The sequence below is a fragment of the Variovorax sp. CF313 genome, from assembly GCF_000282635.1.
GTDB lineage: Bacteria > Pseudomonadota > Gammaproteobacteria > Burkholderiales > Burkholderiaceae_C > Variovorax.
The window spans coordinates 65,968-89,625 of the sequence record NZ_AKIW01000073.1; the positions used below are offsets into that span (position 1 = coordinate 65,968).

The 23,658-nt window shown below is 59.5% G+C and carries 25 protein-coding genes; 22 read left to right on the forward strand and 3 right to left on the reverse strand.

The genetic code is table 11. The annotated features are described in order from the left end of the window. On the reverse strand, positions 1 to 1,305 hold the full coding sequence (locus tag PMI12_RS17985) for a dicarboxylate/amino acid:cation symporter (protein WP_007835265.1): 1,305 nt from the start codon (positions 1,303 to 1,305) through the stop codon (positions 1 to 3). A gap of 173 nt (positions 1,306 to 1,478) precedes the next feature. Between PMI12_RS17985 and PMI12_RS17990 the strand changes: the two genes are divergently transcribed. The 9 genes from PMI12_RS17990 to tatC all read left to right on the forward strand — a co-directional run bounded on the left by PMI12_RS17990 (position 1,479) and on the right by tatC (position 6,359). Beyond that, on the forward strand, positions 1,479 to 2,312 hold the full coding sequence (locus tag PMI12_RS17990; protein ID WP_007835269.1) for a D-hexose-6-phosphate mutarotase: 834 nt from the start codon (positions 1,479 to 1,481) through the stop codon (positions 2,310 to 2,312). 22 nt (positions 2,313 to 2,334) lie between these two features. Continuing rightward, a complete protein-coding gene (hisF, locus tag PMI12_RS17995; RefSeq protein WP_007835271.1) occupies positions 2,335 to 3,120 on the forward strand; it encodes an imidazole glycerol phosphate synthase subunit HisF in 786 nt (261 codons plus the stop codon). A gap of 41 nt (positions 3,121 to 3,161) precedes the next feature. Further along, positions 3,162 to 3,551: a phosphoribosyl-AMP cyclohydrolase gene (gene hisI / locus PMI12_RS18000; protein ID WP_007835273.1), complete on the forward strand. Its 390-nt coding sequence runs from the start codon at positions 3,162 to 3,164 to the stop codon at positions 3,549 to 3,551. After that, positions 3,548 to 3,940, forward strand: a complete 393-nt coding sequence (locus tag PMI12_RS18005) for a phosphoribosyl-ATP diphosphatase (protein WP_007835275.1) — start codon at positions 3,548 to 3,550, stop codon at positions 3,938 to 3,940. Before hisI ends, PMI12_RS18005 begins: the two co-directional genes overlap by 4 nt. A gap of 13 nt (positions 3,941 to 3,953) precedes the next feature. Continuing rightward, positions 3,954 to 4,343 carry a DUF4870 family protein gene (locus tag PMI12_RS18010; protein WP_007835277.1) on the forward strand — a complete coding sequence of 130 codons (390 nt, stop codon included), beginning with the start codon at positions 3,954 to 3,956 and terminating at the stop codon, positions 4,341 to 4,343. Further along, complete coding sequence (locus PMI12_RS18015; protein WP_007835279.1) at positions 4,333 to 4,692, forward strand: histidine triad nucleotide-binding protein; 360 nt, start codon at positions 4,333 to 4,335, stop codon at positions 4,690 to 4,692. The genes PMI12_RS18010 and PMI12_RS18015 overlap by 11 nt, the downstream gene beginning before the upstream one ends. A 65-nt stretch (positions 4,693 to 4,757) precedes the next feature. Beyond that, positions 4,758 to 5,000: a Sec-independent protein translocase subunit TatA gene (tatA, locus tag PMI12_RS18020; protein WP_007835282.1), complete on the forward strand. Its 243-nt coding sequence runs from the start codon at positions 4,758 to 4,760 to the stop codon at positions 4,998 to 5,000. A 16-nt stretch (positions 5,001 to 5,016) separates the two neighbouring features. Continuing rightward, entirely contained in the window at positions 5,017 to 5,484 is a 468-nt protein-coding gene (gene tatB, locus PMI12_RS18025) for a Sec-independent protein translocase protein TatB (protein WP_007835284.1), read from the forward strand. Positions 5,485 to 5,549: 65 nt separating this feature from the next. Continuing rightward, the gene (gene tatC, locus PMI12_RS18030; RefSeq protein WP_007835292.1) at positions 5,550 to 6,359 is read left to right on the forward strand and encodes a twin-arginine translocase subunit TatC; all 810 of its coding nucleotides are present in this window, start codon (positions 5,550 to 5,552) and stop codon (positions 6,357 to 6,359) included. 27 nt (positions 6,360 to 6,386) lie between these two features. Here tatC and PMI12_RS18035 read toward each other — a convergent pair whose 3' ends face one another. Continuing rightward, complete coding sequence (locus tag PMI12_RS18035) at positions 6,387 to 7,553, reverse strand: trypsin-like peptidase domain-containing protein (protein WP_007835300.1); 1,167 nt, start codon at positions 7,551 to 7,553, stop codon at positions 6,387 to 6,389. 296 nt (positions 7,554 to 7,849) lie between these two features. Here PMI12_RS18035 and PMI12_RS18040 point away from each other — a divergent pair, with 296 nt between their 5' ends. From PMI12_RS18040 to pdxA, 3 genes are all read left to right on the forward strand, one after another. Further along, complete coding sequence (locus PMI12_RS18040) at positions 7,850 to 9,202, forward strand: MFS transporter (protein ID WP_007835302.1); 1,353 nt, start codon at positions 7,850 to 7,852, stop codon at positions 9,200 to 9,202. Beyond that, the gene (locus PMI12_RS18045; RefSeq protein WP_007835304.1) at positions 9,199 to 9,972 is read left to right on the forward strand and encodes a Nif3-like dinuclear metal center hexameric protein; all 774 of its coding nucleotides are present in this window, start codon (positions 9,199 to 9,201) and stop codon (positions 9,970 to 9,972) included. Before PMI12_RS18040 ends, PMI12_RS18045 begins: the two co-directional genes overlap by 4 nt. 64 nt (positions 9,973 to 10,036) lie before the next feature. After that, on the forward strand, positions 10,037 to 11,077 hold the full coding sequence (gene pdxA / locus PMI12_RS18050) for a 4-hydroxythreonine-4-phosphate dehydrogenase PdxA (protein ID WP_007835306.1): 1,041 nt from the start codon (positions 10,037 to 10,039) through the stop codon (positions 11,075 to 11,077). On the opposite strand, the gene mscL is transcribed toward pdxA, so the two are convergent. Further along, positions 11,074 to 11,505, reverse strand: a complete 432-nt coding sequence (gene mscL, locus PMI12_RS18055) for a large conductance mechanosensitive channel protein MscL (protein WP_007835307.1) — start codon at positions 11,503 to 11,505, stop codon at positions 11,074 to 11,076. The two genes, pdxA and mscL, sit on opposite strands and share 4 nt — an antisense overlap. 537 nt (positions 11,506 to 12,042) lie before the next feature. On the opposite strand from mscL, the gene PMI12_RS18060 reads away from it, so the two are divergent. The 10 genes from PMI12_RS18060 (at position 12,043) to PMI12_RS18085 (ending at position 23,638) form a co-directional block, all read left to right on the forward strand. Then, positions 12,043 to 13,119 (forward strand): polysaccharide biosynthesis/export family protein, encoded by a 1,077-nt coding sequence (locus tag PMI12_RS18060; protein WP_049965788.1) that lies wholly within the window; start codon positions 12,043 to 12,045, stop codon positions 13,117 to 13,119. A 133-nt stretch (positions 13,120 to 13,252) separates the two neighbouring features. Continuing rightward, a complete protein-coding gene (tviB, locus tag PMI12_RS18065) occupies positions 13,253 to 14,536 on the forward strand; it encodes a Vi polysaccharide biosynthesis UDP-N-acetylglucosamine C-6 dehydrogenase TviB (RefSeq protein WP_007835309.1) in 1,284 nt (427 codons plus the stop codon). 14 nt (positions 14,537 to 14,550) lie between these two features. Next, complete coding sequence (locus PMI12_RS18070) at positions 14,551 to 15,690, forward strand: NAD-dependent epimerase/dehydratase family protein (protein ID WP_007835311.1); 1,140 nt, start codon at positions 14,551 to 14,553, stop codon at positions 15,688 to 15,690. A 55-nt stretch (positions 15,691 to 15,745) separates the two neighbouring features. Beyond that, a complete protein-coding gene (locus PMI12_RS28250; protein WP_007835313.1) occupies positions 15,746 to 16,681 on the forward strand; it encodes a WxcM-like domain-containing protein in 936 nt (311 codons plus the stop codon). Next, a complete protein-coding gene (locus PMI12_RS18075) occupies positions 16,678 to 17,784 on the forward strand; it encodes a DegT/DnrJ/EryC1/StrS family aminotransferase (RefSeq protein ID WP_007835321.1) in 1,107 nt (368 codons plus the stop codon). The genes PMI12_RS28250 and PMI12_RS18075 overlap by 4 nt, the downstream gene beginning before the upstream one ends. Continuing rightward, positions 17,777 to 19,279 (forward strand): O-antigen translocase, encoded by a 1,503-nt coding sequence (locus tag PMI12_RS28255; RefSeq protein ID WP_007835322.1) that lies wholly within the window; start codon positions 17,777 to 17,779, stop codon positions 19,277 to 19,279. The genes PMI12_RS18075 and PMI12_RS28255 overlap by 8 nt, the downstream gene beginning before the upstream one ends. 40 nt (positions 19,280 to 19,319) lie before the next feature. After that, on the forward strand, positions 19,320 to 20,417 hold the full coding sequence (locus PMI12_RS28260) for a glycosyltransferase family 4 protein (protein WP_007835324.1): 1,098 nt from the start codon (positions 19,320 to 19,322) through the stop codon (positions 20,415 to 20,417). Continuing rightward, positions 20,414 to 21,400, forward strand: a complete 987-nt coding sequence (locus PMI12_RS28265) for an EpsG family protein (protein ID WP_237726112.1) — start codon at positions 20,414 to 20,416, stop codon at positions 21,398 to 21,400. Before PMI12_RS28260 ends, PMI12_RS28265 begins: the two co-directional genes overlap by 4 nt. 238 nt (positions 21,401 to 21,638) lie before the next feature. Further along, positions 21,639 to 22,574: a glycosyltransferase family 2 protein gene (locus PMI12_RS28270; RefSeq protein ID WP_081502671.1), complete on the forward strand. Its 936-nt coding sequence runs from the start codon at positions 21,639 to 21,641 to the stop codon at positions 22,572 to 22,574. Then, positions 22,571 to 23,638, forward strand: a complete 1,068-nt coding sequence (locus PMI12_RS18085) for a glycosyltransferase family 4 protein (RefSeq protein ID WP_007835330.1) — start codon at positions 22,571 to 22,573, stop codon at positions 23,636 to 23,638. The genes PMI12_RS28270 and PMI12_RS18085 overlap by 4 nt, the downstream gene beginning before the upstream one ends. The last annotated feature ends 20 nt before the right edge of the window (positions 23,639 to 23,658 follow it).

Consider the following 23,658-nt stretch of genomic DNA (forward strand, 5'->3'; position numbering starts at 1 on the left):
TCACGCGTGTGCGGGGTGGGCGAGGGTGGCAGCCGCCTCTTCGTCGATCGCGCGGGCGTTGACCTCGGCATCGCGCTCGGACATCAGTTCGCCCTCCCACTTGGCGACCACCGCGGTGGCAATGGAGTTGCCCACCGCATTGGTGGCCGAGCGGCCCATGTCTAGGAAAGTGTCCACGCCCAAAATCAGCAGCAGGCCGGCTTCGGGAATGTCGAAGTGGTTCAGCGTGGCGGCAATCACCACCAGCGAGGCGCGCGGCACGCCGGCCATGCCCTTGGACGTGAGCATGAGGATCAGCAGCATCGTGATCTGCGTGCTGATCGGCATGTGGATGTTGTAGGCCTGGGCGATGAAGAGCACCGCGAAGGTGCAGTACATCATCGAGCCGTCGAGGTTGAACGAGTAGCCCATCGGCATCACGAAGCTCGAGATCTTGCGCTTCACGCCGAAACGGTCGAGCGCCTGCAGGATCTTCGGGTAGGCCGCTTCGGAGCTCGCGGTGGCGAACGACAGCAGGAAGGCTTCCTTGATGAGCACCAGCAGCTTCAACACGCGCGGGCCGAGGAACAGGAAGCCCGCCAGGATCAGCACGCTCCACAGCACGAACAGGCCCAGGTAGAAGTCGCCCATGAACACCGCGAACTTCAGCAGGATGCTCAGGCCGTTGACAGCCACCGTGGCGGCCATGGCGGCCAGCACCGCCAGGGGTGCGAGCTTCATCACGTAGCCGGTGATCTTGAGCATCGCGTGCGACAGCTCCTCGATGGCCGCCACCAGTGTCTTGGCCTTGTCGCCCAGCGAGGCCAGCGCCACGCCGAAGAACATCGAGAACACCACGATCTGCAGGATCTCGTTGTTCGCCATGGCCTCGACGAACGACTTGGGCACCGTGTGGCTCACGAAGTCCTTCAGCGTGAACTTGGCGGTGGCCAGGTTGGCCGAGGCGCCGATGTCGGGCAGCGGCAGGCCCAGGTTCTCGCCGGGCTTGAGCAGGTTGGCCATGACCAGGCCGATCACCAGCGAGATCAGCGAGGCCGTGAGGAACCAGCCGATGGCCTTGCCGAACACGCGGCCGACCGACTTGGCGTCGCCCATGTGCGCGATGCCCACCACCAGCGTGGAGAACACCAGCGGGCCGATCAGCATCTTGATCAGGCGCAGGAACACGTCCGAGACGATGGAGACGTAATCTGCAATTTCTTTCGCGGCCTTTTTGTCCGGAAAGCTCGAGAAGATCATGTAGCCGACGACGATGCCGAGCACCATCGCGATCAGGATCCATGCGGCCATCGGCAGCTTCTTCATGCGTATCCCCTTTTTGTCTGTCGTGTGAGAGTGATTTTCGAGTGCACGGGGCCGACTTGCATGCTGTCCCCCGATGCAAGCGGCCACAGGGTATCCAAGAAGGCCCCGTGCACGCAATGGGCCCTTGATGCCAATTCCGTGCCACCGCGCGGTCGCTGCCTACAATTCCGGGCATGGAAACCAGCCTGATCGAGTTCCGCGGCCAGCCCGCCATCCGCGCCACGGGCGCCGATGGAAGCACCCTGACCGTTGCATTGCATGGCGCCCAAGTGCTCTCGTGGGCCACGGCCAGCGGGGTGGAGCGACTTTATCTGAGTCCGCGCGCGGTGTTCGATGGGCAGGCCGCCATTCGCGGCGGCGTGCCCATCTGCTGCCCCCAGTTCAACCAGCGCGGCATGCTGCCCAAACATGGATTCATGCGCAATTTGCCTTGGGCGCAAGCGGCTGCCGATGCGCCGCAGACGCTGCGGTTGACGCTGCGCGACAACGAAGCCACCCGGACGCTCTGGCCGCACGCTTTTGAGGCACGGCTGGAAGCGACCCTGTCCGCCGGCGGGCTGCGCACCACGCTCACGCTCGTCAACATCGACCATGCGCCCTGGACCTTTGCGGCCGCGCTGCACACCTATCTGCGCGTCGACGACATCGCCCACGTGCGCCTCGAAGGCCTGCAGGGCGCCAACCGCTGGGATTCGCTGCGCGACGACCGTCATGTGGAAACTGCCGCGGCGCTGCATTTCGACGCGGAATTCGACAGCGTCTACGCCGCGCCCGCCAAGCCGCTGCGCCTCGTGCAGCCCGGCAGCACGCTCGAAATCGCACAAAGCGCGAGCTGCAGCGAAACCGTGGTGTGGAACCCCGGTGCCGTGCTCGGAGCGAAACTCGCCGACATGCCCGAAGATGGCTTCCGCCACATGCTCTGCGTCGAGGCGGCCCGCATCGACGAGCCCGTCCTGCTGGCGCCCGGCGCCCAATGGCAGGGCTGGCAACAGCTCCGCGTTCTCTGATCTCCTACCGGTTCATTTTTTCATGCTTGCCAAACGCATCATTCCCTGCCTCGACGTCACCGGCGGCCGCGTCGTCAAGGGCGTCAACTTCCTCGAACTGCGCGATGCGGGCGACCCCGTCGAGATCGCCGCGCGCTACAACGCGCAGGGCGCCGACGAACTCACCTTCCTCGACATCACCGCCACCAGCGACGGACGCGACCTGATCCTGCCGATCATCGAGGCCGTGGCTTCGCAGGTCTTCATTCCGCTGACCGTGGGCGGCGGCGTGCGCACCGTGGCCGACGTGCGCCGGCTGCTCAACGCGGGCGCCGACAAGACCAGCTTCAACTCGGCCGCCATCTCGGATCCGCAGGTGATCAACGACGCCTCGCAGAAATACGGTTCGCAGTGCATCGTGGTCGCCATCGACGCCAAGCGCCGCAGCCCCGAAGAGGCCGCCACGCGTGGGGCGGGCTGGGACGTGTACAGCCACGGCGGGCGCAAGAACACCGGCCTCGACGCCGTCGAATGGGCAGCCGAGATGGCGCGCCGCGGCGCCGGCGAGATCCTGCTCACCAGCATGGACCGCGACGGCACCAAGAGCGGCTTCGACCTGGAACTGACCCGCGCCGTGAGCAACGCCGTCAATGTGCCGGTGATCGCCTCGGGCGGCGTCGGCAGCCTCGACGACCTGGCCGACGGCATCCAGACCGGCGGCGCTGATGCAGTGCTGGCGGCCAGCATCTTCCACTACGGCGAGCACACGGTGGGCGAGGCCAAAGCCCGCATGGCCGCGCGGGGCATTCCCGTGCGGATCGACCGTTGAACGTGCCTCAAGGGTCTTTTCCCATCCCCGACAATACCGCGATGAATTGGCTCGATGAAGTGAAGTGGGATGCGAACGGCCTGGTGCCCGTGATCGCGCAGGAGCAAGGCAGCAACGACGTGCTGATGTTCGCCTGGATGAACCGCGAGGCGCTCGAAAAGACCGCCGAGCTCGGCCGCGCGGTGTATTTCAGCCGCTCGCGCAACAAGCTCTGGTTCAAGGGCGAGGAATCGGGCCACGTGCAGACCGTGCACGAGATCCGCCTCGACTGCGACAACGACGTGGTGCTGCTCAAGGTCACCCAGCTCGGCCACGAGCCCGGCATCGCCTGCCACACCGGCCGCCACAGCTGCTTCTTCAGCAAGTACGAGAACGGCGGCTGGACCGTGGTCGAACCCGTCTTGAAAGACCCGGAGTCGATCTACAAATGAGGGCCACAGTGAACCACAGCACCTCCGACGCCCTTGCACGCCTTGCCTCGGTCATCGAAAGCCGCCTGCCCGCGCGCGGAGGCGATCCCGAGAAGAGCTACGTCGCGCGCCTGCTGCACAAGGGCCCCGACGCCTTCCTCAAGAAGATCGGCGAGGAAGCCACCGAGGTCGTGATGGCCGCCAAGGACGCCGACCACGGCGGCGACCGCTCCAAAATAGTGAACGAAGTGGCCGACCTCTGGTTCCACACCATGGTGGCGCTGGCGCACTACGGTTTTTCCCCCGCCGACGTCACCGCGGAACTCGAGCGCCGCGAGGGCACCAGCGGCATCGAGGAAAAAGCGCTGCGCAAGGTGCAGGCGCGGGAATCCGAAGCCTCCAACGATTGAAAGGACATCGACCATGGCCAACGACATCGTGAACGTGGAACCCGACGACTCCCTCAAGACCTGGGGCTGGGTCAGTTACATCCTGCACCTGATCGTGGCCATCGGCGCCGTCGTGCCGGGGGCGCAGGCCTCCGTGCTGCTGCTGCTGATTGCGCTGGTGATCGACTTCGTCAAGCGCGACGACGCGGCCGGCACCTGGCAGGCATCGCACTTCAGCTGGCGCATCCGCTCGGTGCTGTGGGCCGGCCTGCTGTACATCGTTACTTCGTGGCTCTGGCTGCTGTTCTTCGTGCCGGGCTGGATCGCCTGGAGCCTGATCTCGCTGTGGTTCCTGTACCGGATCGTGAAGGGCATGATCCGCATGAACGACGGCCGTCCCATGGAACCCAAAGATGTCATCTGACCCGAACTGCGTCTTCTGCAAAATCATCGAAGGCAAGATCCCCTCGCGCAAGGTCTACGAAGACGACGACCTGTTCGGTTTTCACGACATCTCGCCCTGGGCGCCGGTGCATTTCATGCTGGTGCCCAAGAAGCACATCGCTTCGATGGCGCAGCTCACGCCCGACGACTCGGCCCTCATGGGCAAGATCATGATCCTGGCGCCTAAGCTGGCGCTGGAGCAGGGCTGCAGGCCCTATCCGGACGGCGGCTACCGGGTCGTCGTCAACACGGGCAGCGAGGGCGGCCAGGAGGTTCACCATCTCCATGTCCATGTCATGGGCGGCCCCCGCCCGTGGCTTCGCGGTTGAGTGGCGTTAGTCCAAACTGTCACATTCCGCCCGACTAAAATCGGACACATTCTTAGGAGTTCTCCATGGGTTCTTTTTCCATCTGGCACTGGCTGATCGTGCTGCTCGTCGTGGTCATGATCTTCGGCACCAAGAAGCTGCGGAACATGGGTTCGGACCTTGGCGGCGCCGTCAAGGGCTTCAAGGACGGCATGAAGGACGGTTCGTCCGACGCCGCCACCCCGCCGGCCCCCACCCAGCAAGTGACTGGCCAGCCGGCCAACAGCGACAAGTCGACGATCGACGTCGAAGCGCGTCAGAAGTCCTGAGCGCGGGCAGCAGCACGTGCTCGACCTCGGCATTGAGAAGCTGGCGCTGATCGGCGTCGTGGCGCTGATCGTCATCGGTCCGGAAAAGCTGCCGCGCGTGGCCCGCACCGTCGGCACCTTGCTCGGCAAGGCGCAGCGCTACGTGAACGACGTCAAGGCCGAAGTCAACCGCTCGATGGAGCTCGACGAGCTCCGCAAGATGAAGACCACCGTCGAGGATGCGGCGCGCGACGTCGAGCACAGCATCCACACCGGCGCGAGCGAATTCGAGAAGCAGTTCAGCGGTTCGGGCGAAACCCTCTCGGCGCTGGCCGAACCCGAGCCGTCGCCGCCCGAATACAAGCATCCCCGCAAGAACTGGCGACTGAAGCAGGGCGCCACGCCGCAGTGGTACAAGGCGCGCAACGGCGTGCGCACCAAGGCGCTGTCGGGTGCCGCGCGTGTCGCGCGCTTCCGCCCGCACACGATCAACAAGATCAACTAGCGTCCCCCACCACCGCGTTCCGCGAGCGCCGCACGCCGGCCGACGTCACGCTATCTTCTTTTCCAATGGCCGATTCCGACAACAAGAACAAAGACAAAGAAGACGAACTGGCGGGCACCGAACAGCCGTTCGTGGCGCACCTGGTCGAGCTTCGCGACCGCCTGCTCTACTGCGTCTATGGCCTCGTGGTCGCGGGCGTCCTGCTGGCCATCTGGCCCGGCCCGGGCGGGTTGATCGACCTGATCGCGATGCCGATCAAGGCGCACATGCCGCACGACGCGAAGCTCATCGCCATCGGTGTGTTCTCCCCGTTCTTCGTGCCGCTCAAGGTGCTGATGATGGCGGCCGTGCTGCTGGCGCTGCCCTGGCTCATGTACCAGGCGTGGATGTTCGTCGCGCCCGGGCTCTACAGCCATGAAAAGAAATTCGCGCTGCCGCTGATCTTCTTCGGCAGCCTGCTGGCCTATGCCGGCATTGCCTTCGTGCAGCTCTTCGTGCTGGACAAGATGTTCAGCTTCATCCAGCGCTTTGCCCCCGCAGCGGTGCAGGCGACGCCCGACATTTCATCGTACGTCGAGGCCATCCTGTCGCTGTACATCGCCTTCGGCGTGGCCTTCCAGGTGCCGATCGTCGTGATGCTGCTGGTGCGCTTCGAGATGGTGACCATCGAGAAGCTCAAGTCCTTCCGCGGCTACTTCATCGTGGTCGCGTTCGTCGTGGCCGCGGTGCTCACGCCACCCGACGTGGTGTCGCAGCTGGCGCTGGCGGTGCCGATGTGCCTGCTGTACGAGGTGGGCATCATCGGTGCCAAGTATTTCGCCAGTGCCGCCAGGAAGGCCGAGGAAGACGAAAGCGCCGATTCGGCGCAGTCCTGACCCGCCGGCTGGCCTGACGGCAGCCCGTTATTCGGGCTGCTGCTGATTCGGTACCTGCCGCACCGGGCTCTTCGGCCGCAGGCCCGGCATCACGTCCAGTTCCATCTTGTCGCTGCCGCGCTGCAGCGCAAACCTCGCGGTGCTGCCGGGCTTCAGGCCGGCCACCGCGGTCAGCAGCGCCTGCACGTTGTCCGTCTTCTTCTCGCCCACCGAAGTGATCACGTCGCCGGGTCGGATGCCGGCCTTGGCAGCCGGGCCGTTCTGCAGCACGCCGGTGATGATCACGCCGGTGTCCGCCTTCACGCCGAAGGTCTCGGCGAGTTCGGGCGAGAGTTCGTTCGGCTCCACGCCGATCCAGCCGCGGCGCACCTGGCCTTCCTTCACGATCCCTTCGAGCACGATCTTGGCCATCGACACCGGAATGGCAAAGCCGATGCCCATGCTGCCGCCCGAGCGCGAATAGATCGCAGTGTTGATGCCCTGCAGGTTGCCGTTGACGTCGATCAGCGCGCCGCCCGAGTTGCCAGGGTTGATGGCCGCGTCGGTCTGGATGAAGTTCTCGAAGTTGTTGATGCCGAGCTGGTTGCGCCCCAGCGCCGAGACGATGCCGCTGGTCACGGTCTGGCCGACACCGAATGGGTTGCCGATGGCCAGCACCTGGTCGCCCACCTGCAGCGCGTCGGAGTCGCCCAGCACGATCGCCGGCAGCTTGTCGAGCTCGATCTTCAGCACGGCCAGGTCGGTGTCGGGGTCGGTGCCGATCACCTTGCCGCGCGCGTGGCGGCTGTCGTTGAGCGTTACCTCGATCTCGTCGGCGCCCTCGACCACGTGGTTGTTGGTGAGGATGTAGCCGTCGGCGCTCACGATCACGCCGCTGCCCAGGCCCACCTGGGGCTGGTCGTCCTGGTCGCCGAAGAAGAAGCGGAACCACGGGTCGTTGCTGCGCGGATGGCGTTGCGCGGCCTTGCTGGTGTTGATGCTCACCACCGCCGGCGAAGCCTTCTTGGCCGGCACGCTCAGGCTGCCGGCCGTCGGGATGTTCGGGTTGCCCGCGGGCGCCTCGACGATCGACACCACCCCGCCCAGCGAGGTCGCGCGCTTGTGGATCCACTCGGGCTTGAGCGTCGCGACGACGAAATAGGCCGCGAGCAGGACAGTCACGGCTTGTGCAAAGAGCAGCCAGGTGCGTTTCATGAAAGATTGGTGAAAAAGACGTTGGAAGGCTGCTGTGGAGCGCAGCGATGTTGTCAATTGTCCCTCAACCGCACGGAACAGAAACCGCGCCGCGCGGTCGAGATTGGGCTGGCTGCACTGCGTGAATCCGGGTTAACCCGTAGCATCGCCTTGCAGGTCCCACCCGGCCCATGTTTCCCCGGCCTCCCGCGCTGCCCACCCGGCGGAAGCGGCCAGGCATTTCGTCGGCGCGCCATTTTTCCGTTTTCTCACCTGGTTTCGCGGGCTGGCGCGCGGTCACGACCTTCCTGCCAGCCATGACTTCACAAGCAACCCTCCCTGACGGCGCGCAGCCGGCACCGGCACGCACGCTCGGTTCGAGCGACTACAAGACCCTCGGCCTGTCCGCCCTCGGCGGCACCCTGGAGTTCTACGACTTCGTCATCTACGTGTTCTTCGCCACCGTGCTCGGGGCGCTGTTCTTCCCAGCCGACATGCCCGACTGGCTGCGGCAGCTGCAGACCTTCGGCATCTTCGCGGCCGGCTACCTGGCGCGCCCGGTGGGCGGCATCGTCATCGCGCATTTCGGCGACATCTTCGGCCGCAAGCGCATGTTCACGCTGTCGATCTTCCTGATGGCGGCGCCCACGCTGGTGATCGGCCTGCTGCCGACCTACGCGAGCATCGGCGTCGCGGCGCCCCTGCTGCTGCTGGCCATGCGCGTGCTGCAGGGCGCGGCCATCGGCGGCGAGATGCCCGGCGCCTGGGTGTTCGTGGGCGAGCACGTTCCGGCCAGGCGCTACGGCTTCGGCATCGGCATGCTGACCTCGGGCATCACCGGCGGCATCCTGCTGGGCTCGCTGGTTGCGGTGGCCATCAACCGACACTATTCGCCGGTGCAGGTGAGCGAGTTCGCCTGGCGCCTTCCCTTTGTGCTGGGCGGTGTGTTCGGGCTGGTGTCGGTGTACCTGCGCCGCTTCCTGCACGAGACGCCGGTGTTCAAGGAGCTGGCCGGGCGCCGCAGCGTGGCGCGCGAGATGCCGCTGCGCACCGTGCTGCGCGAGCACCGCCTGGCCTGCGTGTACGTTGCGCTGCTGACCTGGGTGCTGTCGGCCGCCATCGTGGTCGTGGTGCTGTACACGCCCACCTACCTGCAGAAGGTGCACCACATTCCGGCCGCGCTGGCGCTCGAAGCCAACGCGCTCGCCACGCTGACCCTGACGCTCGGCTGCATGCTGGCCGGCTGGGCCAGCGACCGCATCGGCACGCGCACCGTCATGCTGATCGGATGGGGCGGCCTGTTCGCCACGGCCTACCTGTTCTACAGCGGGCTGCCCGGCACGCCGTCGACGCTCTATGCGCACTACGCGCTGGTGGGCCTGTTCGTGGGCACCATCGCCACGGTGCCGATCGCGGGCGTGCGCGCCTTCCCGGCGCCGGTGCGCTTCACCGGCCTTTCGTTTGCCTACAACATGTCGTACGCGGTCTTCGGCGGACTGACCCCGGTGATCCTCACGCTCTGGCTGCAGCGCGACACCATGGCGCCGGCGCACTACGTGGCAGCGCTGGCCGGGCTGGGCTTCCTGCTGGCGCTGTTGCCCCTGGCCGCTCGTGGCCATGCCATGCGGGATGGCGCGGCCATCGCGGGCGGCGCGACAATGGCGCGATGAGCACCACCCGCCACGAACTGCTTCACGCATTCGACCTGTTGCTCGCCCCCGGGCGCTTCAAGGACTACGGACCCAACGGCCTGCAGGTCGAAGGGCGCACCGTGGTGCGCAAGATCGTTTCGGGCGTAACCGCCAGCCGCGCGCTGATCGAGGCCGCGATCCACGCCGATGCCGATGCCATCTTCGTCCACCATGGCCTGTTCTGGCGCGGCCAGGACGGCTGCGTCACCGGCTGGATGAAGCAGCGCCTGGGCCTGCTGCTAGGTGACGACGTCAATCTCTTCGCCTATCACCTGCCGCTCGATGCGCATCCCGAACTCGGCAACAACGCACAGCTCGGCCTGCAACTGGGGCTCGTGGCCCATGCCGGATCGGCCGGGCGCTTCGGCGAGCAGGAACTGGGTTTTCTCGGCGCGCAGGAAAACGGCGAAGGCTTCGCCAACGCCAAGGCGCTCGCCACCCATGTCGAAAAAGTGCTGAAAAGGCCGGTCACGCTCGTCGACACGGCGCATCGCGCCATCAGGAACATCGCGTGGTGCACCGGCGGCGCGCAGGGCTACTTCGAAGCCGCCATCGCGGCCGGCGCCGACGCCTTCATCACCGGCGAGATCTCGGAGCCCCAGGCCCACTACGCACGCGAGATGGGCGTGGCCTTCCTGGCCTGCGGGCACCACGCCACCGAACGTTACGGCGCGCCAGCCGTGGCCGGGCACGTTGCGGCGCAGCTCGGGCTGAAGCACGAGTTCATCGACATCGACAACCCGGCATGAGCGCAGCGCCGGGCCGCCCCAAGCAAGCTTGCACCGCAGTGCGGAGCACGGAGGTGCCTTTCCAATGAGCGCTGCCATCGCCATCACCCTCGGGGATCCCGCGGGCATCGGCCCCGAGATCATCGCCAAGGCCTTTCGCGACGCGCCCGATGCAACGCATGGCGCGTTCGTTGCCGGCGATGTGGGCACGATGCGCAAGGCCTCGCAGGCGCTCGCAGCACCTGGGCTGCCGGCATGGCCGGTGCTGGAAATCGAAACCGCCGCCGAAGCCGCGACGGTGCCGCCGGGCTGCATTCCCGTGCTGCAGGTGATTGCGCCGCCATCGCCAATCGAGCTGGGCCAGATCAGCGCCGAAGCCGGCCGCGTGGCCGGCGAATGCGTCGTCTGGGCCGCGCGGGCCGCACTACGCGGTGAAATCGGCGCCATCGTGACCGCGCCGCTGCACAAGGAAGCGCTGTCGGCCGCCGGCTTTCCGTACCCCGGCCATACCGAACTGCTGCAGGCCGAGGCCGCCGCCCACCTGGGCCGCACCCTGGCCGACGTGCCGGTGCGCATGATGCTGGCCAACGACGAGCTGCGCACCGTGCTCGTCAGCATCCACATGTCGCTGCGCCACGCCATCGAGGCGGTGCATTTCGACGGTGTGCTCGAAACCCTGCGCATCACTCACCGCGCGCTGACGCATGCCCTCGGCCGCGTGCCGCGCATCGGCGTGGCGGGGCTCAACCCGCACGCGGGCGAGGGCGGCCTGTTCGGTTCGGAAGAGCGCGAGATCATCGCGCCGGCCATCGAGGCCGCGCGCGCCGAAGGCATCGACGCCAGCGGCCCCTATGCGCCCGACACCGTCTTCATGCGTGCGCGCGCCAGGCAGGGCGTGCCGTCCAGCGGCGAGTTCGACGTGGTGGTTGCGATGTACCACGACCAGGGCCTGATCCCCGTCAAGTACCTGGGCGTGGAGAAGGGCGTGAACGTGACGCTGGGACTGCCACTGGTGCGGACCAGCCCCGACCACGGCACCGCGTTCGACATCGCGGGCACGGGCCTGGCCGATGCTTCGAGCCTCGTCGAGGCGCTGCGCATGGCCCGCGTGCTGAGGGGCGCTTAGGGGCGCTTGAGGCTGTCGCGGATTTCGCGCAGCAAGGTGATGTCTTCCGGCGTTGCGGCAGGAGCAGGCGGCGCGGCCTCTTCGGTCTTCCGCAGCTTGTTGATCTGCTTGACCATCATGAAGATGATGAAAGCAAGGATCACGAAGTTGACGGCCACGGTAATGAAGCTGCCATAAGCCAGCACCGGAACGCCGGCCTTCTTCAGGTCTGCCAGCGTGTTCGCCACGCCGGGGGGCACGGTGCCCAGCACCACATAGAGGTTCGAGAAATCGAGCTTGCCGAACACCACGCCCACCAGCGGCATGATGATGTCGCCCACCAGCGAGTCGACGATCTTGCCGAACGCGGCGCCGATGATCACGCCCACCGCGAGGTCGATGACGTTGCCCTTGACGGCAAATTCCTTGAATTCACTGAGGATGCTCATGATTCAAAAGGCTGCTGGAGCTCTGCTGTTGAAAGAGCGTCGAGTATGCCCGCGGAAGCGTGCCGGGATCAGCTGCCCGGCGTGAAGCATTCGGCGTATTTGATCTATTTGCCTCATCCGCAATGCGGAAAGAAAAGTGCGTGCTTAGGTCTACCCAGTTTCAGTAGTTTTAGTTACAAAAGGAAACGGAGCCCCCGTGGTGACTCATCCGAGCGGGGTGCCACTGTTAGGATCACGCCCGCCGCTACGACAAGCGGACCGGTATTGACATGCAGTTGCATGTTCTCGGTTCAGCGCCTCCACGAGGCACTCTGCGCCCTGACAGTGCCCAGCAGTGTGCCTGCGGTAACCACGAATTGTGAAAAAGAATTGCACCGCAATAAGTGCATGCGTAGTTTTTATCGCCTGGCTATTTTGGCGCTAAAAAATTGGAATTTCCTTGGGGGATCGGAATTGAGAAGAAATGCAAATGTCCTGAAGTTGGCTTCGACACTGGCATGTGTGGTGGTGCTTCAAGGCTGCGCGGTCGTGCCGGGCATGGGCAACGTGGAGCCCTACGAGGCAGGGGGCGAACTGGCATCCCAGTTCCGCTATCTTCCCGACGAGGCGCCCGAAGGCCAGATCACCCCCATTTCCCTCGCGCTCGTGCGCACGCTGGCGCAGGCGGCCCCGAAGGGCGTTCCGCCTGAGGTCAATGCGCTGTTCGGCAAGAGCGAGCGCTACACCATCGGCCCCGGCGACGTGGTGGGCGTCATCGTTTACGACCACCCCGAACTGCTGCCGAATGCCGGCGCCGTCATTTCGCAGTCTGCGGACCCGACGGGCGTGCAGGTGGCCCCCGGCTTCATTGTCGATTCCGACGGAGAGGTGGCCTTTCCGTACATCGGCCGCGTGCGGGTGGCGGGGCTGAGCGAGGGCGACGCCTCCGACCTGATCGGCAAGCTGCTCCTTCCGCACATCCGCGACCCGCAAGTGACCGTGCGCATCCAGTCGTTCCGCAGCCGCCGCGCGTATGTAGAAGGCGAAGTGCGCACCCCCGGCTCGCAGATCTTCACCGACGTGCCGATGACGCTGAACGAAGCCATCAACCGGGCCGGCGGCATTACGGCCGCGGGCAACCGCTCGGCCGTCACGCTCATTCGCAACGGCCAGTCGATCCGGATCGACATGACCAGGCTGCGCGAAGCCGGCTACGACGGCAACAGCATTCCGCTGAAGAACGGCGACACCGTGCGCGTGGCCAACCGGGAGGACGACAAGGTCTTCCTCATGGGCGAAGTCGTGGCCCCGCTGGCATTGCCCATGCGCAGCAACGGCCGCCTCAGCCTGAGCGAAGCGTTGGGCGAAGCCGGGGGCACGTTGAATTCCACCGCCAACGCCGGCCAGATCTACGTCATTCGCCAGGGCGCCACGGGTGCACCCGCCATCTTCAACCTCAATGCGCGAAACCCGGCAGCGCTTGCCATTGCGAGCCAGTTCAGGCTGCAGTCGCAGGACGTGGTCTATATCGACCCCGTGCCGCTGGTCAAGTGGAACCGCGTGGTCAGCTTGATCCTGCCGTCGGCGACGGTGGCCAATGCCGCCAGCGAGATCTACGTCAGGCACACCAACTGAAGCCGAGGCCTGTTCTTTCTCTGACGAGATGCGGGGAGTGGACGGGCCTTTGAAGGTGACGGTTCAAGTGCGATAGGGCGACGGCTTCCATCGAGAGGGCGCTGTCGAAGTTCTTGTTTCCAGCGTTCCCATCATGCAAGCCATTCATCCAAATCAACCCATTGCGATCATCGGCCTGGGATATGTGGGCCTTCCGCTCGCCGTGGAGTTCGGCAAGAAACGCCCAGTGGTTGGGTTCGATATCAACGCCGCGCGCATTGCCGATTTGCAAGCTGGCCGCGATCGCACGCTCGAGACCACCCCCGGGGAACTGAACGCCGCCGAACAGCTGCGCTTCACCGCACATATTGAAGACTTGCGCGAATGCGGCGTCTTCATCGTCACTGTGCCAACACCAGTGGACGCGGCCAATCGGCCTGACCTGACGCCGCTCGTCAAGGCCAGCGAAACCGTCGGCAAGGTGATGCCACAAGGTGCCATAGTGGTTTTCGAGTCCACGGTGTACCCCGGCGCTACCGAAGAAGTGTGTGTGCCCGTGCTCGAAAAATTCAGCGGCAAGAAGTTCAACGTGGACTTTTTTTGCGGCTATAGCCCCGAGCGCATCAACCCTGGCGACAAGGAACACCGTCTGCCCAGCATCAAGAAGGTGACCAGCGGCAGCACGCCAGAGGTGGCGGAACTCGTGGACCAGTTGTACCGCCAGATCATCACTGCCGGTACCCACAAAGCCAGCAGCATCAAGGTGGCCGAAGCCGCCAAGGTGATCGAGAACACGCAGCGCGACGTGAACATCGCTTTGATGAACGAGCTGAGCCTCATCTTTCATCGCCTCGGCATCGACACGCTCGAAGTGCTGCAGGCGGCCGGCACCAAGTGGAACTTTCTGCCCTTTCGTCCGGGGCTGGTGGGCGGGCATTGCATCGGCGTGGATCCGTACTACCTCACGCACAAGGCAGTGGAGGTCGGCTATCACCCAGAGGTGATCCTGGCCGGTCGGCGCATCAACGACAACATGGCGAGCCATGTCGCCGACGAAGTCATCAAGCTGATGCTGCGCAAGAACGTGCCCGTGCTGGGCAGCAAGGTCTTGGTGTTGGGGCTAACCTTCAAGGAAAACTGCCCCGACGTGCGCAACACGAAGGTGGTAGACATCGTGCACACCTTGAAGGGCTACAACACGCAGGTCGATGTGTTCGACCCATGGATCGATGTGGCCGAGGCGGAGCACGAATACGGTCTGCAATGTCTGACCGAAATGCCTGCCCCCGGCCAATACGCCGCCATCGTGCTGGCTGTGGGACACCACCAGTTCGTGACATTGGGCGAAGCTGGCATCAAGGCGCTAGGCCAACCCGACGCCGTGCTGTTCGATGTGAAAAGTCTGTTGCCCCTGGGTGCAGCAGACGGTCGGCTGTGAGCGGCACAGACACCATGAGCCAATCCAATCCCAACCCATCGGCTTACGACAAGCTCCGCGCTCGCTTGGTCACCGAGTCGCACACGTGGCTCGTCACCGGTGTGGCCGGTTTCATCGGCAGCAACTTGCTTGAGAACCTGCTCAAACTCAACCAGCGTGTTGTGGGCCTCGACAACTTCGCCACCGGCCACCGGCACAACCTGGCCGAGGTTCAAACCCTAGTGGAGCCCCAGCAGTGGGCCAACTTTCATTTCATCGAAGGCGATATCCGCAACCTAGACGATTGCCATCGAGCCATGGTCTTTCCTGTGGCAGATGCAACGTCGAGTGGGCGCGGCACGCCTGTGGAGTACGTGCTTCACGAAGCCGCTCTTGGCAGCGTTCCCCGAAGCCTGGCCGACCCCATCACGACCAACGGCGTGAATATCAGTGGCTTCCTGAACATGCTGGTGGCTTCGCGTGATGCCGGAGTGAAGAGTTTCACGTACGCGGCCAGCAGCAGCACCTATGGGGACCATCCAGGGCTGCCGAAGGTCGAGCACACCATCGGCAAGCCTCTCAGCCCCTACGCCGTCACCAAGTACGTCAACGAGCTATATGCGGACGTCTTTGCCCGTTGCTACGGCTTCAACACCATCGGCCTGCGCTATTTCAACGTATTCGGCCCTCGGCAGGATCCCAACGGTGCCTATGCCGCCGTCATTCCAAAATGGATTGCGAGCCTGATGCAGGGGGAGCCGGTCTATATCAATGGCGACGGTGAAACCAGCCGCGACTTTTGCTTCATCGCCAATGTCGTGCAAGCGAACCTACTGGCCGCCGTTGCACAGGAGCCTGGCGTTGTGAATCAGGTCTACAACGTGGCGGTGGGAGACCGCACCACCCTGAACGAATTGTTTGCTCTTTTGCGGAACGGGCTTGTGCCCTACTACACGCGCTTGAGCGACGCCAAGCCAGTGCACAGGGATTTTCGCGCTGGCGATGTACGCCACAGTCTGGCTGATATCAGCAAGGCGCAACGGCTGCTGGGTTATATGCCCACCCAACGCATCGATACCGGGCTCGCGATGGCCATGTCTTGGTACGTCGGGCAGACAAACGATCGAGAAATGCTTGTCAGTCGAGATATGATCAATTCGGAAGAAAATTTTTGACTGGAAAATTGGCAAAAGTCAAATTAATTCTTCTTAAAATTTTGCTAGCTAAATCGTGAACCCTCCTTTTATTCACTCCGAAGCAGATGTTAAGTCCACAGCCATTGGAGACGGTACGCGTATATGGCAATTTTCCGTCGTCTTTGAAGGGGCGAAAATTGGGAGTGATTGCAATATTTGCTCGCACACCTTGGTCGAAAGTGACGTTGTAATTGGTGATCGCGTAACCGTAAAAAGCGGAGTTCAATTATGGGATGGTTTGCGTGTAGCCAACGACGTATTTATAGGGCCTAACGCATCATTTGCAAATGATCGGTTTCCGCGCAGCCGAAAAAAACCCACTAAATTCCTAGGATCAACCCTGCACGAAGGTGCGTCAATCGGGGCCGGCGCGGTGATCTTGCCAGGGATAGAAATTGGCCGCAATGCCATGGTGGCCGCTGGAGCAGTTGTTACTCGCTCGGTCCCTGCAAACGCCATTGTCGTTGGAAATCCAGCCAAAATTGTCGGCTATGTAGATGCCTCGGATCAGCAGGATGGGGCGGCACCGCAGCCTAGTCGACCGGGTGCATCCGCAACTCGTGTGACCGGTGTTAATTTGCATCGCTTGCTTCGAGTTGCTGATATTCGAGGAAGCCTCACTGTTGGTGAATTTGAAAGAACTATTCCTTTTAATGCGAAGCGCTATTTCATGGTCTTCGATGTCCCCAGCATCGAAACTCGTGGCGAGCATGCGCACCGGGAGTGCCATCAATTTTTAATCTGCGTACGAGGAAGCTGTTCCGTTGTGGCAGACGACGGATTCAATCGGCAAGAATTTCTGCTTGATCGACAGGATCTGGGTATTCACATACCTCCGATGATTTGGGGGATTCAATATAAGTATTCACCAGATGCCGTATTGCTAGTTTTCGCCTCACACTATTACAACGAGGCAGACTACATTCGCGACTATTCTGAATTTCAAAAATTAATCGAAATGAAGATATGATTCCTTTTTTGGATTTGAAGGCTCCTTATGTTGAGCTTAAGCGAGAATTGGACGAAGCTATTGCGCGTGTCGTCAATTCCGGATGGTTCATTGATGGGCCAGAGGTCAGCGAATTTGAAAAGGACTACGCCAACTATTGCAATGCGAATCACGCAATAGGCGTCGCAAACGGCCTGGATGCCTTGATCCTGGCTCTGCGCGCTATGAATGTAGGTCCGGGTGACGAAGTCATCGTGCCTAGCAATACCTACATTGCCACCTGGCTGGCGGCAAGTCAGTGTGGTGCCACGCCGGTGCCTGTGGAGCCAGATGCACGTACCTACAACATGGACCCGGCGCTGGTAGAGGCGGCCATCACGCCGCGCACGAAGGTCATTCTGCCGGTGCACCTGTATGGTCAGCCGGCCGACTTAGACCCAATTCTCGCCATCGCCAGCCGTCATGGTCTGCGCGTATTGGAAGATGGCGCGCAAGCACACGGTGCACGCTATAAAGGCCGGCGTTTGGGGGCGCATGGTGATGCTGTTGCGTGGAGCTTCTATCCAGGCAAAAACTTGGGTGCTATGGGTGACGGCGGTGCCGTTACCACCGACGACATGCAACTGGCCGACCGATTGCGGGTGCTGCGCAACTATGGGTCGCGCGTGAAGTATGTGAACGAAGTGCAGGGATACAACAGCCGGTTGGACCCGCTGCAGGCGGCCATCCTACGGGTCAAGTTAGCTTATTTGGACGAGTGGAACGCACGGCGCAAGTTGGTGGCGGCGCAATACCTGCAAGGGTTGGTCGATAGCGGTTTGGAACTGCCCTATGTGCCTGATTGGGCGGATCCGGTTTGGCATTTGTTCGTGATCCGACATGCAAAGCGCAATGCATTGCACAAACGTCTAGCGGACATGGGGGTGGGTACATTGATTCACTACCCAATTCCGCCCCATAGGCAAGAAGCCTACGCCGGGTTGAGGTGGCATATTGGGGCATTCCCCTTGGCAAATCAGATGGCCGATGAAGTGCTGAGTTTGCCCATGGGACCGCACGTGTCCGCCGATCAAAGACAACAAGTGATTGTTGCGCTTCGCGCCAGTGTCGTGGCCGATGACTGACGCCAAGTCATATCGACAAATCCTGCGTTCATCCGTCATTATCGGCGGTGCATCAATCCTGAATATTCTTGTCGGCTTGGTTCGCACCAAGGTGGCGGCAGTCTTGTTGGGACCTGCAGGTGTAGGCCTGATAGGTCTTTTTCAGAACTTGATGTCGATGGCGTCTACTGTAGCCGGCTTGGGGTTTGGCAACGTAGGTACCCGTCAAATCGCCGAGGCGGCGGGTCGAGATGACAGGCACGCTGTGGCAGCTGCCCGGCGGGCGTTGTTTTGGGGCACCTTGTTGTTGGCGGTGGCTGGTGCGGCCCTCTTTTGGGCTCTGCGAGATGTTCTCGCCGTAATGGTGGTTGGAGACGCAAGGTCCGGAGTTCAGATCCAGTGGCTCGCCATAGGAGTTGCTGCGACCGTGGGAGCTAGCTCACAAGGCGCATTGCTCAACGGATTGCGTCGAATTGGAGATATCGCCCGCGTAAGCATTTTCTCTGCCTTGCTATCAACGGTTCTGGGAATTTTCTTACTGCTTTGGTTGGGCCAAACTGGCGTTGTGGCTTTTGTGTTGGTCGCACCTTTGTGCACGCTTTTATTTGGCTACATTTTTGCTCTAAGAATGCCCAAAGTAAGTTTGCCGGCTACACCTTGGCTGCTTATAGCTGCGCAATGGCGGATGTTGGCGAAGTTGGGTGCTGCGTTTATGTTGGCTGGCGTAGTAGCCACTTTGGCGCAGTTGTTGGTACGCACATTGGTTCAGAAGCACTTGGGACCAAACGGATTGGGCAATTTCCAAGCATCTTGGCAGATTTCCATGACCTATCTAGGATTCGTTCTTTCGGCCATGGGAACGGACTACTACCCCCGCTTGACAGCATGCATCGATGACCGTGTTGCCACCAACCGTATGGTGAATGAGCAAACCGAGGTGGCTTTATTGCTGGGAGGTCCGGTTTTGCTCGCGATGATGGGGTTAGCACCATGGGTTATTGAATTGCTGTACTCCCGTCAGTTTCAAGAAGCACAAGGCGTGCTGCGTTGGCAAGTCATTGGAGATTTGCTCAAAATACTTAGCTGGCCCTTAGGTTTCATTCTGCTGGCCGCCGGAAATGGTCGAGCATTTCTTATTACTGAAGCCATTGGATTTGGTCTCTTCGTGATTTTGACCTGGTGCGGGCTGCCTGCGCTCGGTATTCAGGCCACAGGAATGGCATTTGTCGGCATGTACGCCGCTTATCTACCAATGGTGTATTGGCTCGCTCATCGAAAAACAGGGTTTCGCTGGTCGCCACGAATTTGGCGACAGTCCGGCGCACTTTTAGGATTATGTGTGCTCGTGAAATTTTTGGCCGAATGGAGCCTGTTCGCCGGCGGAGTGTTCAGCCTCGTTGCTGCTTTTGGATTGGCAATACATGCCATGGTGCAATTTTCGAGGTGCGGAGCGTCTGAAAATCCTGTCGGACGTCTGTGCATGAAAATTTTTCGAAAACTTCCGATATACAAATGAGGGCGTCGAAGTTTTTAGCAGAAATCTGCTTTCTTATCCCATGAAAATACTTGTTCCAATAATCGGATTCGGTACTGCTGGTGGCTACCGGGTTCTTTCTGAGTTGGCCAACCATTGGTTAAGGGATGGCCATCAAGTCGATTTTCTTGTGGACGAAAGATCTTCCGATCCCTATTTTCCAACTAGTGCAAAAATCTGCCGCTTTGATAGGCAAGGGCGGTTGCTCAGTCATCAGGCTGGAGAACGAAGGACGGAGTTTTCTTCAAATGGAAACGCTGCGTCCATCTATTTCGGTATGTGGCGTGCATTAAGGCGGATTGCTTCCGGATATGACGTGATTTTGGCAAATCATTCTCTGACCGCATTTCCGGTAGCATTTTCAAAAGCGAGAAAAGCAAGTAAATATTATTACGTTCAAGCCTATGAGCCGGAATACTATGCTCTTGAAAAAGGACGAAAGGCGAGAGTTCTTGAGTGGCTCTCGATGCTTAGTTATCGATTGAATTTGAAGCAAATCGCCAACGCGCCTATTTACATTGACTATCGCGATATAAGTGCCCAGCACTGGATTCCCCCTGGAGTTGATGAATCGATATTTCATCGTCGCAATTTCATCTCGGATTTCACTCTTCGGAAACCATTGGTCATCGGCACCATCGGCAGGAAAGAGGCATCTAAAGGGACTCGATATGTTCTTGAGGCCTTTGAGAAATTGGCGCTTATTGACCCGGATGTTCAGTTGAAGGTGGCTTTTGGTAATTTACCGGAAAATTGGAAGCATGATCGAGCGAAAATTGTTGTGCCAAATGGCGATCACGAATTAGCCGACTATTATCGTTCGGTGGACATACTTATTGCACCGGGAACGGTCCAGCTCGGTGCGTGTCACTATCCAGTTTTGGAGGCCATGAGTTGCGGAACCCCTGTTATCACTACGGGATACCTTCCAGCCAGCAAGGAAAACTCATGGATTGTGCCAGTTGCGGATTCTGATGCCATTGTGTCATCTGTGCTTGAAATTTCTTCATCTTCCCGAATTGATGTTTTGAAGAAGCTTGATTTGGCGGCCGAAGCGATTTCCTCTTTTCACTGGAAAAACGTCTCTCGACGATTCATTGATTTATTCGAGTGTCGATGATGCATTTGTCTAAATCAAAAGCATTGGCGCTATTAATTGGAGGGATTGCTGCATTAGTTGCTATGCTGCAACCTTTTGGATATAGCCCTGATTATATCCAGTACGATTATTTTTTTGACCAACTGCGATTGGACTATCTTTATCAAATAAAGGAGTCGAGGTTCGAGTTTGGGTTTTTGCATTCCAGTTATTTGCTGACAACAATTTTCCGAGATAATATTTATGTCTATGGATTTTTTGTTTTTATTGCAGTTGGATTGAAGGCATATTTTGGAGGGAGATTTTCGACAAGAAATTGCGCTTGGATATTCTTGGCGTTTTATTTTTTTAAGTTCTTCCCGCTCCATGAATTAACCCAACTTCGTGCGGCGATGGCGGCATCTTTTTTAATAGTGGTATTTTATTATCTTTCTGTCGAGCGTTATTGGGCGGCGCTATTATTTTCTCTGATTGCCGTTTCATTTCACAATTCTGCGGGATTGGTTTTGCCGTTTTATTTGATTCCAAAGTTTGCGTTGACGCGAGGAAGGATTGTTGCGGTTTCCTTAATTCTTTATCTCGGCTGCTATTTCGCTTCTGACTATTTGGTCGGCTTTATGGCTGATCGCATTTATGTTTTTGAGACTTATCTGAATGCCGGCCTTGAGTCGAGGCGAAATGCAGCCTTCTCTCCGGTGTTTTATCCAGAATTCTTAATGATTATTTTGTCATTCATCTTTTGGAGCGATCTGTCCGAGGTGATGAAGAAAATCTTGGCCATTGAGGTTTTTGGGTTTTCGATATTTTATGGATTCATTGATCTGGGTGTGGTCGCGGTGAGAGGGCATGAACTATTTTCCGTGCTCTGGCTTATTTTTGTGGCTCAATTTCCTTTTGCCAAGAAAAATATAAGGATCGGCGTGATGGTGTTTGTTCTTGGATCCATTCTTATTGCGATATATCTTTACTTCATACTGAATTTCTTTGCAGGTGAAATTCAATGATATTGGTTTTGATTTCAGAGAGGTCGACGCTTTGGGGAATGGATTTGTGTTGAATTGGATGCTGCTGATCGTATCCTAAGTAAAAAATTCGAAGGTTAAGCAGGCTCGTTGCCATTCGACTTTCGCATCTGCAAGTTGTACGACTTTCAAGAATTTTGATTTCTTCCTTGTGTGAATTTTATGATTCTTGGCATTGGCCGGATTTGGATCATTGGCCGCATCTCAAAGGGTGCAATTCGTGATTGATATTGTTTTGGTGAATTGGAATTCGGGCGCGCAACTACGGGAGGCCGTGGCGAGCATCGCCGGCAATCATGGGGGGGTGGTTGATCGAATCGTTGTTGTGGATAATGATTCGGTGGACGATTCTATGGTAAATGTCAATCTTGGTGATTGCCAAATCCCTTTGGATTTTATCTTCAATAAGAATAATTTGGGGTTTGGCGCGGCTTGCAATCAAGGTGCGAAGTTGTGCGAGAGCGAATATATTTTGTTTCTAAATCCCGATGCTCGATTGTTTCGCGATTCGCTGTCCGTCCCGTTGGACTATATGCGGAAGCATGAGAATGCCAACGTCGGCATCTCTGGAATTCAATTGATTGATTCGCTTGGTCAGGTGTCGCGCACTTGTGCTCGCTTTCCTACGGCATTTTTGCTGATTGTTCAAACATTTGGTTTGAATAAGGTGCCTTGGTTGCGATCGTGGAGTCACCATATGGATGAATGGGATCACGCGAATGATCGAGAGGTCGATCATGTAATAGGTGCATTTTTCTTGGTCCGACGTGAATTGTTTGAATCACTCGCGGGATTCGACGAGCGCTTCTTTGTTTATCTGGAGGATTTGGATATTTCTTATCGAGCCAGAAAGGCGGGTTGGCGTAGCGTTTATCTGGCTAGCGCACAGGCATTCCATGCCGGTGGTGGCACATCGGGACAAATCAAAGCTGGAAGGCTTTTTTACGCGCTGCGCAGTCGTTTGTTCTATGCGTTCAAGCACTTTTCTCCTGTCTCCGCTTGGGTGCTTGCAGGGGCAACTTTGTTCATCGAACCCGTATCCCGTTCTGTATTTTCTATTTTTCGTGGTGGGTTGAAAGATCTGGGTAACACACTGAGGGGCTATGGAATGCTATGGCGGGCACTTCCAACCATTTTGAAAAACTCGCGTAAATGAAAATCCTTGCACTTACGCGTTATGGGCGTTTGGGAGCCTCCTCTCGCTTGCGCACCATGCAGTTTTTGTCGAGCCTGAAAAAGGTAGGGATAGACAGCACAATTCAACCGCTCTTTAGCGACGAGATGCTGTTGCGTAAGTATGAGCAAAAGCGCTATGGCCTCGGCTCGGTCATGAAGGCTTATGCAAGTCGCGTGAGGAAACTGCTGCAGCGGCAGCATTTTGATTTGGTCTGGATTGAAAAAGAGGCGTTGCCTTGGATGCCGGCGCCGTGGGAAAAGATATTGCTCACCGGCGTGCCGTATGTGCTCGACTACGATGATGCAATCTTTCATAACTACGATCTACATCCTTCGGCATGGGTTCGTCATTTATTTGGACGGCGGATTGATCGCTTGATGGCGGGTGCTCGTTTGGTCGTTGCAGGTAATGAATACTTGGCCCAACGTGCGCGAGATGCTGGTGCTCGATGGGTAGAGGTGGTGCCCACGGTGATTGATTTAGAGCGGTACGTGCCTCGACCTTCGAATCAAGGACAACTCAGCGTGCCGCGCGTCGTATGGATTGGTTCACCATCCACGGTCAAATACTTGGCCGCACTTGAAGCGTCGTTGACGACGCTGGCCGCGCGCTCCGCATTCAAGCTGCGTGTGATAGGCGGCAGTCTAGAAATGGTTGGTGTCGACGTCGAGTGTGTGCCGTGGACTGAGGAGTCAGAGGTCCAGTCGATCGCCGAGTGCGATGTGGGCGTTATGCCCTTGTCCGATTCGCAATGGGAGCGCGGCAAGTGTGGCTACAAACTCATTCAATACATGGCGTGCGCATTGCCAGTTGTGGCCTCGCCTGTTGGTGTGAATATCCAAATCGTGCGAGATGGTAGCAACGGGTTTCTAGCAGCGTCAGCGGATGCCTGGGTGAGCAAACTGGAGCAACTCTTGGGTGATGCTGCCTTGCGACGATCCTTGGGCGACGCGGGTCGCCAGCGCGTGGAGGCGGAATATTGTGTCCAGCAGGTCGGCCCCCGATTGGCGAGCCTTCTACTGAAGGCTGGAGCGAAAAAATAATGACTGAATTGATTGAGTTG